The organism is Microbacterium sp. Mcb102 (assembly GCF_024519805.1).
GTDB lineage: Bacteria > Actinomycetota > Actinomycetes > Actinomycetales > Microbacteriaceae > Microbacterium.
In genome coordinates, this window is the sequence record NZ_JALJRG010000004.1 from 404,205 (window position 1) to 415,852 (window position 11,648).

The window sequence follows — 11,648 nt, forward strand, 5'->3', positions numbered from 1 at the left end:
GCCGTGCACTCGACGGCGGGGTGGCGGGGAAGCGGGCGCGGTAATGTCGGCGGGTGAGCAACGAGACATCTTCCGCTCGGTCCGTGGTCGTGATCGGCGATGCCTTGATCGACGAGATCCACGATGCCGCGGGGGTGCGTGAACTGGTCGGCGGCGCCGCGCTGAACGTCGCCGTGGGCCTGCGTCGGCTCGGCATCGAGACGACTCTGATCGCCATGGTGGGTGACGATGAGGCCGGCGCGCACATCCGCGAGTACCTCTCCGATCACGGCGTGCGTCTGATCTCGAGCGAGGCACCCCTCGGGTCTTCACGCGCGATCGTGCGGCGGGCGGCGAACGGTGAACCGGAGTACGTGTTCAACGAGGCGGCCCGGCAGCGCAGCATCCGTTACTCGGACGAGGCGCGCGAGGCGATCGCGGATGCCGGGCTCGTCGCGATCAGCTGCTTCCCCTTCGACGTGCCGAGCGAGGTGGATGCTCTCGTCGGTGCCCTCGCTGATGCCCGTGTCGCCGTGGATCCCAATCCACGTCTCGGGATGCTGCACGATCGGGCCGAGTTCGTCCGAGGGTTCGAACGGATCGCCGCATCGGCAGTCATCGTCAAGGTCGGCGCCGACGATGCCGCGCTCCTCTACGATGGCGATCTCGACGCGCTGCGAGTGCGGCTTCGCGAGATCGGTGCCGCTGCGGTGCTGGCGACCGCGGGTGCGGCCGGTGCGACGCTCGACACGGAAGCGGGCATCGCCTCCGCGCCGATCACCCCGCTCGCCGGTGACGTGATCGACACGGTAGGCGCGGGAGATGCGACGCTCGCGGCCGTTGCCGCTGGGCTGGTGTCCACGTCCCCGACCGAGCTGGGGGAGTGGCATGTGCTCCTCCTCCGCGCCATGGACATCGCGGCTGCGACGTGTCGTGCGGAGGGCGGTCTGCTGCGGACTCCGGAGTCGTTGGCGGACGCTCAGCGAGGGGTCCACGGCAGCTGACGGTTCGATTTCTTCGACCCGCCTCGGGCAGGTATGCTTATCTTTCGTGCCCCCGGTTGGCTGTTCAAGTCGGACGGGTGCGCTCTGGCGAGTTACCCAAGCGGCCAAAGGGATCTGACTGTAAATCAGACTGCTCAGCATTCGGGGGTTCGAATCCCTCACTCGCCACCACGGGTTGTTCGAGGAACTCAGAAAACTTGTTCGAGTATCTCAGCCCACATGAAAAGCCCCCGGGATTCCCGGGGGCTTTTCTCGTTCCGGTCCGCATCGGCACCTCGCACACTGCCCTCACTGCACCCGAGCACCTCGCCGAGGCCCGACAGCGTCCTTCTCTGGGCCTTTCGAACTGTCTGCGGGCACGCCGAACACCCCGTCAGTTTTCAAGCCTCTGAATCCCGCGGGGTGCGTGTGGGGCGTGCCGGCCTAGGTTCGGGCCGTGAGCGAGTCGCCTCGTTTTCGGTTGCGTCTGAGCCCTTCGAGTCGCTGGGCTGCGCTGGTGCGTCGGGTGCGGTTGACGCGGCGGGCGGGGGAGATGATGCCGAGTTCGGCTTCGATGTCTTGCTCGTCGTGTTCGAGAAGGAAGTCGAGGAGTATCTGGGCGTTGACGGCGACGATGGTCATCGCGACGAGGAATGACTGCGCCGTGAACCCACGCATGCGGCGTCGTCCGGGGGCTGCGAGGGCGAAGGTGGAGTCGTCTTTTGCGTACTGGTTCATGGATTCGACGCGGTTGCGCATGTGGCCATGCACTGCCTGCCATTCTTTCGAGCCCCACTGGTAGTACTGCTCGAAGAGTCCACCGTCGTTGATGTGGAACGACGTGCTCGTCTTGTTGTCGCAGACTTTGCCGGGTGCGGCGAAACCTACGATGGGAAGCAGCGGGCGCTTGTTCCGGTTGGCCTGGGCTTGTGCTTTCGGGTTCGGTTTGAGCCCGCACGTGGCGGTGGGCGCGTTCCCGGCGGCGGGGCACATCATGGGGACGCGTCCGCGCTCGTCGGGGGCCTCTTTCGGGCGGAACAGGTAGGTCTCCCGTTGGGCGACGATTTTCGACCAAACATCTTGGGCTGCGGCTCGTTCTGCTTTCGATTCAGGGTCTGTCTTTCCGAACGTGCGGCGGGCGACGGTCTGGTATGGGAGGGACGCGTCGATGAGCTTCTTCGGCATCGATGGGCAGTACCAGGCTCCGTCGATGAGGATGGCGCCGTCTTTCTGCGCTTGCAGGCCGAGCTGCCCTTTCATGTAGTCCATGACTAGTTTCACGCCGCGCTCGCGGAGCGGGTTGATGAGACGGTCGGGGTCGCCTTTCGGCATGTACGCGCGGTCGCCGACGAAATGTTCAAGGGTGTGCCCGCGCTCGTAAAGGTTATCGACCATCTGGCGTGCGGCCCCGATGGGGTCGACGCCAGGGACATGGTTCTCCAGCCCCACTATGAGGCTGGGGTACCTACCCGGCGCGGAGGGGGCTGGCGAGCAGAGGACGCCGAACTCGTGTTCGAGGGCGTATTCGCTGATAACGGCGCGGTTGTTCGCCCGCTTGTAAGAGCCCTCGGCGACGGCGTTGTCTCCGGCAGATTTTCCGTTGCTTCCGCGCTGATAGAAGCCCATGTCGGGCTCGGCACTGACTGTTGCGTCATCGTTCATTGTCGCCAGGCGTGCTTTGGACATGCCGCGTGCGTGCGTGCGGACACGGGTCGCATCCACGGAGAGGGAGATGCGTTCGGGACGGAACTTCGCGGGTATCGCCTGATAATTGGCTTCCAGGAGCTGATTCCGGAGTATCTCCGCGCGTCGTGCACGCCTGTCGAGGACGTCTTTCATCTCTTCCCGTCGCTGCAGCTCCTCGGCGTACTCTGCTTTGGTGAGACGGGAATGACGGTTTTTCAGCGGGTAGGCGTCAGTGACTCGGAGGATGCGGTTGGTGGCGAGGCGAGCGCGCTCGTACATCCGCCCGGCAGTGAGGTCTGGGTCGTAGGCGATGCCGAGGAGACGGGCTGCTTTCGCCGTCATCCGTGTCTCGAGTAGCAGGGCGACCCGACGGATATGCATCGGCTGCTGTTCCATCGCGATGATGAGCCAGAGCGCGAGTGTGGCCCGGATGTTGAGATAGGGCGGGCGTCCGCCGGCCTGAGTGCGGTCCTGCGACTCCCAGAGCTCAATGAGAGCCGGGGTTCCGGAAGCGTCGACGAGCTCGAGCGCTTTCTTCACGGTGGCTGTCGCGACGGGACCTCGGAAGGCAGGGTCGTGTCTGCGGGTGTCGGTCATCGGGTACCTCCCAGCGAGCGCGTGCGCTCGTCGGGGGTCTGTGCGCGGGTGTGGGGGATGAGCCGGAGGAGGGAGTGGGCGGTCGTGAGTCCTGATGCCCAGACGACGGTTTGCAGGGGGACGCCAGCGTTCATGCGCTCGACGAGCCACGTGTTCCGCATCCGCTGCGGCGTGGGGACGATGTCTCCGGTCCCGCTTCTTCGAAGGTCTTCGAGGACGCTCGCAGCGCTTCGCATCGTCCGCTTCGGTGCCACCAGAAACTCATCATCGTGGCCGCACCCGTCGAGGTCTCGAAGAACGTCACCCCAGTCGTGCGCTGCGGGAACCACACGTTCGGGCGCGACAATGCAGGGCCCGTCTGCATCGAGCACGATGTCCTGCACGCGGGCCGCCATGGCTTCCGCCGCGGTGAGTCCGCACCCGAGGCTCAATACTGCGAGGGCGCTCGCATTGCGCTGCTGCAGCTCGGTGGGTTGGAAAGCCGCCCACAGGCGAATCAGCTGTTGTTCCTGAGACGTGTACGGGATGTCTGCGGGGGAGGAGGTCGTGCGTGTTCGGTGTTCGACACGGCGCGGGAGCCCGGCGAGGTCGCGCAACACTTTGCGTTCCCGTTCGGCGACGTTGGGCCGAACTTCGAGATGGCGGTACTCCGTGTACGCGTCGATGAGGTCCGCCCGGAGCGCGTCGTTGAGCGGGGTCGCCGAGATGCCGAGAACCCAGTCCAGGAACCCGGTGAGGTGAGTCAGCGCGTATCGCTGAGCGGAGGGGCTCAGAGGGAGCGAGCCCACGGTGGAGAGGACGTGGTCGCGCATCTGCGCCCAGGTGCCTGCGGGGAGGTTCGGGGTGTACTTCTGGAGGATTTCTGAGGTTGTCATACCCCCTCTAGGCGCGAGGACGTTACCGTTTCGACGAAATGCGCAAATCCTCGTAACAAATACGCCCAAGACGCAAAAGTAGGTACGATGTGGCCCGTGGACGCGCACTACCCGCCTTCGGCCTACGCACTGGAACCAGGTCGCTTCGGAGACTCTCGGTGCACGGGGTTCATCAGTACAGAAGACCCGTACGACCGCGCGCTGGCACAGGCTTCGCGCACTCAACATCAGGTCGCCCTCATCGTTCGACAGCGACTCCGCGAGACGGGCACCTCGCAGGCAGAGCTGGCTCGACAACTTGGCAAGGGCTGGCGAGCACCGAAGGTCAGCCGCATCCTCAGCGGCATGGCGTTCCTGTCTCTTGCAGACATGCACGCACTGCTGAACTTCTGCGGGCTCGACATTGCGGGATTCGCTGTCCTAGCGGCGGACGATGGGGTTCCGAAAGGGATGCGCGACCACGTCATTGCGGACTTCCTCGTAGAACAACTGCGGACGGTGCAGGCAGGAAACGCTGGTACCGGGTCAGGGCGTCCATCGACTGCAACCCCGCTGAGCTGAGCAGGTTCTGCATCGGGACACCGTCTGCGAGGGCCTGAACGAGCCAGGTTGAGCGCATCCGCTGTGTGGACGGTCGTACCCCGGCCCCGATGGTGCGGTTCACGAAGAGCGTGACGAAGTTCTTCGAGCGCGCGATATGGGGCTGGAACAGCCACGCGTCGCGAGCGGACGCTGTCGCCCCCAGTTCCGCAAGCTCCGCGTGCCACCGGGGTCGCACGGGTACGTCGCGCCCGCTCACGTGTACGACGTCCCCGTACATGCTGATGCTTGCGGCGGTCACCGCGCCGATGTCCCTCGTGGGGAGGCCTGCTCCGAGGCCGAGAGCAATGAGGGCGCGGGCAGAGCGAGAGTTCTGGTCGCTCCGTTGCAGGTGCGCCCAGGTGCGGAGCGTTCTGATGTCGAGCTCGTTGTACGGGGTGGTGGGGGTTGCGGCGGACAGGGGAGTGAGCGGGGTGAATGTCGGGAGGACACGCAAGGCCTCGCCCACACGGAACAGCAGCGACCGACGACGGCCTTTCGTTGACGGGGATGTCGTCGGCATCATCGTCACGGCTGCGGCGATGAGGTCGCGGGAGAACAGCAGCTCGCGGGTCATCTCGTAGCCGGCGACGTTGACTGCCCAGTCCACGTGGTGAGCCACGGCGTTCACGAGCGAGGCGAGCGGATACGGCACCGCTGACTTCACGTCGTCGACCACGCTCAGGACGAAGACGCGCACGTCGCCCCATTCGGCTTCGGGGAGGTCTGGGACGTAGGAGTCCGTGTTCACTATGCGGGGCCGCAGACGCTGCCAACGATGTCGATACCGGGGATGTGCGCCGCCGCATGTTCCGGCATGAGCAGCTCGGTGATTTGGGAGGGAATCGACGACGTCACGTCGGCAAGGTAGGCGGTGTCGAGCCCGTAGTCGCCTAGTGCGCGTGCGGATGCGGCCAACAGCAGTGCCGCATCGTTCGTGACAACAACGGTCACGGTCATCTCGAAAGTGAGTTCCATGGGCACAGGCTAGAAATTTCGCGAAGACGCAAGTCACAAATGCGGAAGACGTGTCCCCGGGCTCCCGCGAACCTCGCGCATAGCCTGCCCATGAACACGCTCGCCGAGTACTACGCCCTCGCGTCGGACCCTGACGCGCACATTCCCGAAGACGAGCGCGCGGCCGTTGACTATGCCCGCGCAGACCTCGCCCTGCAAAGAGCCGTTGCAGAAGAACGCCCGCGGCCAGTCGGTCGCGCTGTCACTTGGTGCGCAAGAGCACGAGAGGTCCTGCTCATCGCCCGGGAGTTGAGAAGATGCCCCCGCTACGGAGAAGTCGATTTCGCGCTGTACACGTGGTTGGCGTATCAGCGTCGCACCGCAGACCGTCATAACGGGTTTCAGGTTGCTGTTCTCGAGTGCATCCCGGAGTGGAGCTGGGCGTGTCAGGACGACGCCTGGGACACTCGGCTTGACGAGGTCCTCGCGTTCGTCGCCGCCGAAGGTCGCCCGCCGCGTTCCCGCTCCGAGGACTCATCCGAGCGCCAGCTCGCACGCTGGGTGGAGCGTCAACGGTTCCTCGACGCGCACGGCAACCTCCCCTACGCGCGTGCTGTCGCATTCCGAGGGCTTGCCCAGGCCGCGTAACGGTACCTGAAGAAATAGCCCTTGTATATAGGGTGGGCTGTTTCCGGCCTTTTTCTCATGATGAGAAGGTGTGGGACGAAAAGGCAGCCAAGCGGCTCGGCGCGTCCATCCGCGACCTCCGAGGCGCCGCCGGCCTATCCCAGGAATCCCTGGCATACCGTGCCGGCGTCACCAAGAACCAGGTCCAGCTCATCGAAGCCGGGCGCGCATCCGGGCGTCGGAATGACACCGGAATCTCGAACCCGCGCACGGCCACACTGGCAGGGCTCGCCGACGTCCTCGGAGTCACCGTCTCCGAACTTTTCGCGCGCTCCGGGCTCTAACCCTGCGCCTGAGCTTGTACAGTTCGCCGCACGATGCTCGCGGTGAGGAAGCCCCAGAGAAGCCCGCAGAGGGCGTACGCGACGAACGCTAAAGCGAACGGCCCTCTCAGGCCCATCCATGCGGTGACGATGGCGATGACGGCGCTGGACCCCATGCCCACGATGAGTGATGTCGCGTACGCGAAGTGCTCACTCAGAAGTTCGCTGGTGATGGCCCAGTGCCACCGGAACTTCGTCCACGGGAAGGACGTCTTCGCGCTCGCCCATGGCAACCACAGAACCCCCACGAGTGTGATGAACAGCACGGCGCCGCCCACAGCTGCCCCGGGTGTGCGTGCGTTGAGGTTTGGCACAAGGCCGGCGAGGAGTCCTGTCGTGATGACGGTGAGGACGAGCCCGATGATGCCCAGCACGCGCCGTACTCCGCCAGGTTGTGCCAGCGCCGCACCCCCGATGCTTCCCAATGCCCCGCCAACCGCCCCTGCGGTGAATGCATCCTTGTTCGACATGATTCCTCCGGTCTCCATGTATGACAGGAACAGTATGCACGACCGGATATAACATGTCTATCCAGGAAGAATAGAGTCGAAGCATGACTTTTCCCGCCACAGTCGTCTCCGTGATGATTGCGTCTCCTGGCGATGTCCGGGCCGCGCGTGATGCGACGCACGATGCGCTCAACCGGTGGAACGATGCGAACGCGCGGAACCGGGGCATCATGCTTCTACCTTTGCGGTGGGAGACGAGCGCGACGCCGGAGACCGGAGCCCACCCGCAGGACATCGTCAACGCACAACTCGTCGACAAGGCGGACATTGTTATCGCCTTGTTCGGTAGCCGCATCGGTGCAGCGACTCCGAAGGCGCTCAGCGGCACCATTGAAGAGATTGAAGGCGCGCACGCAGCGGGTAAGCCTGTTCACGTGTACTTTTCCGACGCGCCTCTTCCGAACGACGTCGACACAACACAGGTTGACGCCCTTCGAAAGTTCAAGAGTGAGTTCCAGAAGCGTGGCCTCTACGGGGCGTTCACGAACGAAGAAGAGCTGAAGGGCAAGGTGTGGCATGTCATTGAGACGGACCTGGCCAAGCTCGACGTCGTTCGCGCATCCAGCGAGACTTCTTCGAGCAAGTTTGATGTTTCGCTCGAAGTAGTTGGCGAGGTCTACGGTTTTGTGGCGGATTCATCCGAGTTGACGGACTACGTCACGCGCACGGCTACCCGAATGAAGTCGGACTGCTCCGCGTCGACAACCTCATCGTCGTTCTCGGCGCCGTCAGCCCAGCCCTTGCTTGATAGACGTTCTCCTCAGATGTTCGTCAAGCAAGTTGAGGACTGGGAAGCCAACGCTTTGCTTACCCCGACTGCCGGTCTGCACTCTCTAGTGGCCCAGATTTCGCCTCCGATTGTCTTCCGCATCATCAACAACACGAAGACGTCGCTCAAAGAGGTTCGGCTCGACGTCAGATTGAACCCGCCGCTTGTCGCGCTCGATTGGAGGCCGGGAGGTCAGGACTTTCGGCTCTATCCAGAGTGCCCGAAAGCGTGGGGAGGGGACTCCTTCCTAGCGCCGGACCTGCGGCTCTCGCCCCAAATCTCGCCTAGTCCGGCCTCGGGGGTTCGCATCGAAACAGAATCACCCGCTGCGATGAGCGTCGATATCGCTCGACTGCACTCGGCGCAGACTGCGACGACCAGAGATGACGACGTCGTTCTCGTTCTGTTCGCGGAGACTTCAGACGGGATTCCAGAGGTGATTCAGGCGAACTGGACGCTGGCCGCAGGAGATGTCCATGATGTCCTGCATGGCAGCGTCGACATTCCGGTCGTCATCCGCGACCTGCGTGACCCACTTGGGCCCATCCTGCGAGGAGAGATAGGCAGCTAGTAGGTCCGTGGAACGTCGTCTTCGGAGATTCAGCAACGCGAAATCGTCGCCATTATCCGGCGCCGTCAACGCGGGGTCCGTTGCTCGGCTCGGAGCATTGGGGTTCGTGGCTTCGGACATCGAGCGGGAGTTCACTTCGTCAGAATTTGACATCACAAGCGCGCTCTACCGCGTCATTGCACGCAGCCCTGGAGAATGTAGGGGCGTGGGCAGGTCGAGTTGCTCGACCTGAAACGGTGCGCAAGTCTGTACTCACGGCGCGTTACTTCGCGCATGATGGAAGAAGACTCCGGGGGACTCATGGTTGACTTCGAAGCAATGCTGGCGAGCGCTGAGGAAGAGGCACCGATAGAGCCTCGCGAGCTGCACGGGCAGCTCAAGAAGGCTCCTGGGTACGGCTATCTGCGTGACGTGCAGGGCCAAGTGCTCACCGCATGGCATGCCAAGCGCGCCGATAAGGACATCGTCCTGAAAGTGAACACTGGCAGTGGTAAGACGATTGACGGACTCATCATCCTTCAGAGCTACCTAAACGCCGGCGAAGGTCCAGCGGTCTATGTCACCCCCAGTAACCATCTGAAGAATCAGGTCATCGCGGAGGCCGACCGTCTCGGCCTGGCAACGACGACAGACGTTGACAGCGCCTCCTACTTAAATAGCGAAGCGATTGCCGTCATCAACGCCTATCAGCTGGTCAACGGCCGGAGCAAGTTCTCGGACCGCCGAACGAGCCGTCCCCGGGCGCCTATCGGGGCGGTAGTCATCGACGACGCACACGCGGCGATAGCAACAACGCGCCAGCAGCTTTCCTTGAGTATTCCGCGAGGCAACGAGGTATTCAGCCAGCTGCTGAGTCTGTTCGCGGACGACATGAAAGCGCAATCGAGCGATGCGTTCCTAGACGTGGAGGACGACCGTCGCGGCACTCCTGCTCGAGTTCCGTTCCGGGCCTGGCGCGCCAAAGTAGAGCAAGCACGAACCATCCTGCGCACGCAGACCGGAGACAAGCAGCCGCTCTACTATGACTGGCCGGCGGTGAGCGAAGTGCTTCCGCTATGCCGGGTGGTGTTCTCCAACAGTGAGGTGACAGTCACACCGTTCTGCCCCCCAATCGACCATGTGACCTCCTTCATGGAAGCGAAGCACCGCGTCTTCCTGACTGCGACACTGGCGGATGACAGTGTGCTTGTCACCGACTTCGGAGCGGATGCCAACAGCGTCGCCTCTCCCATCACGCCGGTCACAGCTGGTGACATCGGTGAGCGGATGATTCTCGCGCCCCAGGAAATCAACCCCAGCATCGACGCCGAGAGCATCCGTGAAGAAATTGTGAAGCTCAGCGATAGGTACAACACGGTGGTACTTGTTCCCAGCGGGTCTTGGGCAAAGGCATGGGAACCGTACGCCGCAATCATCGCGGACAAAGACAACATCGACGACACCGTGGACAAGCTCCGCAGCGGTCGTCACATCGGACTTGTCGTCCTTGTGAATCGCTATGACGGCATCGACCTCCCGAACGAGGCATGCCGTGTCTTGGTCATCGACGGCTTACCAGAGGCCTTCAGCCCGGAAGAGCGACTGGATTCACTGTTGGTGTCAGCGGATTCCGGCATCGATGCTCGACAAGTCCAGCGAATCGAACAGGGTATGGGGCGCGGTGTGCGCAGCAACGAAGACCATTGTGTCGTCTTCCTGCTCGGGCCCCGCCTGTCGCAACTGACAGTCGACCCGCGAACCGCCAGCCTGTTCAGCCCCGCGACTCAGGCGCAGCTAAAGCTCTCTCGGAAAGTTGCGGCTCAGATGGATAGCCTGCCGCTCGCGAAGATTATCGAGACTGCTCAGCAGGCGCTGGACCGTCGTGAAGGATGGGTGCGCCTTGCGCTCAACGTGTTGAGGAACATCTCGCCGGCCCCTGGGCGCGTATCCAGGCACGCCCTTGCAGAGCGAGAAGCCTTCGTTCTCGCAACCAACGGCGACTATCAGGGAGCGAAGGAGATGATTGCCAATGCCATTGACGGAAGCATGTCTGACGCTATCGCGGGAAAGCTTCTCGAACTCCAGGCGGTGTACACAGACTTCTTCGACCCGGAACTTGCGCAACAGACATTGACGCTCGCGCGGAGCCGGAACACGAATGTGACAAAGCCGCTTGGGGGCCTGACCTACACGCCGTTGGATGGGTTGTCGCCGCAGGCGAAAACGTGTTCTGAACGTCTCATCGCGACGTACTCCACACCGGCCGCGCTTCGACTTGATGTCGAGGCCATCATCGAGGACCTGGTGTTCGATGAACTGAAAGTTGAACAGTTCGAAGAAGCGTTCCGAAAACTCGGCTTCTTCATCGGGCTCGGTTCACAGCGACCAGAGCACGACGTCGACGACGGTGGGCCGGACAATCTGTGGGCGCTCGGAGACAACAATTTCTGGGTCATTGAAGCGAAGACAGGAGCCCGAAGCTCCGCCATCGGGAAGCGCGATGTCGCGCAACTCGCGGAATCAATGCTGTGGTTTGGCTGCCGATACGACCCACAGGCGCGACCGACGCCCGTCATGGTGCACCAGGCCGTTCCGGTGTTCAAGAACGTGACCCCGCCTCCGGGCATGCGCATCATCACCGCAAAAGGGCTGGGCGAGCTTGCTGCGGCACTCCGCAGTTTCGCCGCTGCCCTTTCGGTCACAGGCTGGCTCGATGCGGAGAGCGTCGGCCGATTGCTGGTGGGGCACGGGTTGTCCGCTGACAATCTGTTGAAGTTCACTGTTCCCCAGCGTGGGGTGAAAAGTTGACGGTCTAATCGTGTCCGACTGACGACGACGCCACCTGAACGCACCGAATTGCACTCGGAGACCGCCATGGTGAATCTTCGTGTCATTGTCCACGGCTTCGCAGATGGTGCGTCTTTGCTACGATGCTCGCCTCGTTGGAGGAACGGCGGTTCCGAAGAGAGTCGCCGTCTCTAACGATGCGCACATCGGACAACGCGGGCAGTTTTCACGTAGCGCAGAAAACCGCGGGGCCGTCGATTGTCATGCCCTCTGTGACGCTGATGGAGGGTTGCTCAGCGAGGGCCAATCAGATGAGTATTCGAGGGGCTGAGCAGCACTGTTATTGCGGTTGAGCAGCACTGAGTAT

The 11,648-nt window shown here is 63.0% G+C and carries 10 protein-coding genes and 1 tRNA gene; 6 read left to right on the forward strand and 5 right to left on the reverse strand.

Annotation, left to right across the window (positions count from 1 at the left end; all coding sequences use genetic code 11):
• The first annotated feature begins 53 nt into the window (after positions 1 to 53).
• Together OC372_RS13275 and OC372_RS13280 are read left to right on the forward strand one after the other, a co-directional pair.
• Positions 54 to 983 carry a PfkB family carbohydrate kinase gene (locus OC372_RS13275; protein ID WP_262002334.1) on the forward strand — a complete coding sequence of 310 codons (930 nt, stop codon included), beginning with the start codon at positions 54 to 56 and terminating at the stop codon, positions 981 to 983.
• Between the two features lie 86 nt (positions 984 to 1,069).
• Positions 1,070 to 1,154 (forward strand) — tRNA-Tyr (locus OC372_RS13280).
• 252 nt (positions 1,155 to 1,406) lie between these two features.
• On the opposite strand, the gene OC372_RS13285 is transcribed toward OC372_RS13280, so the two are convergent.
• The 4 genes from OC372_RS13285 to OC372_RS13300 form a co-directional block, all read right to left on the reverse strand.
• Positions 1,407 to 3,245, reverse strand: a complete 1,839-nt coding sequence (locus OC372_RS13285) for a hypothetical protein (protein ID WP_262002335.1) — start codon at positions 3,243 to 3,245, stop codon at positions 1,407 to 1,409.
• Entirely contained in the window at positions 3,242 to 4,120 is an 879-nt protein-coding gene (locus OC372_RS13290; RefSeq protein WP_262002336.1) for a hypothetical protein, read from the reverse strand. The genes OC372_RS13285 and OC372_RS13290 overlap by 4 nt, the downstream gene beginning before the upstream one ends.
• A gap of 463 nt (positions 4,121 to 4,583) precedes the next feature.
• Entirely contained in the window at positions 4,584 to 5,450 is an 867-nt protein-coding gene (locus OC372_RS13295) for a hypothetical protein (protein WP_262002337.1), read from the reverse strand.
• On the reverse strand, positions 5,450 to 5,677 hold the full coding sequence (locus OC372_RS13300) for a hypothetical protein (RefSeq protein WP_262002338.1): 228 nt from the start codon (positions 5,675 to 5,677) through the stop codon (positions 5,450 to 5,452). Before OC372_RS13300 ends, OC372_RS13295 begins: the two co-directional genes overlap by 1 nt.
• 90 nt (positions 5,678 to 5,767) lie before the next feature.
• Here OC372_RS13300 and OC372_RS13305 point away from each other — a divergent pair, with 90 nt between their 5' ends.
• Positions 5,768 to 6,304, forward strand: coding sequence for a helicase associated domain-containing protein (locus tag OC372_RS13305; protein WP_262002339.1), 537 nt, complete (start codon positions 5,768 to 5,770; stop codon positions 6,302 to 6,304).
• A 68-nt stretch (positions 6,305 to 6,372) separates the two neighbouring features.
• Positions 6,373 to 6,627, forward strand: coding sequence for a helix-turn-helix domain-containing protein (locus OC372_RS13310; RefSeq protein WP_262002340.1), 255 nt, complete (start codon positions 6,373 to 6,375; stop codon positions 6,625 to 6,627).
• Here OC372_RS13310 and OC372_RS13315 read toward each other — a convergent pair.
• Positions 6,624 to 7,136: a hypothetical protein gene (locus OC372_RS13315; RefSeq protein WP_262002341.1), complete on the reverse strand. Its 513-nt coding sequence runs from the start codon at positions 7,134 to 7,136 to the stop codon at positions 6,624 to 6,626. The genes OC372_RS13310 and OC372_RS13315 overlap by 4 nt on opposite strands.
• A gap of 83 nt (positions 7,137 to 7,219) precedes the next feature.
• On the opposite strand from OC372_RS13315, the gene OC372_RS13320 reads away from it, so the two are divergent.
• Entirely contained in the window at positions 7,220 to 8,515 is a 1,296-nt protein-coding gene (locus OC372_RS13320) for a hypothetical protein (RefSeq protein ID WP_262002342.1), read from the forward strand.
• 273 nt (positions 8,516 to 8,788) lie between these two features.
• Positions 8,789 to 11,302 (forward strand): DEAD/DEAH box helicase family protein, encoded by a 2,514-nt coding sequence (locus OC372_RS13325; RefSeq protein ID WP_262002343.1) that lies wholly within the window; start codon positions 8,789 to 8,791, stop codon positions 11,300 to 11,302.
• The last annotated feature ends 346 nt before the right edge of the window (positions 11,303 to 11,648 follow it).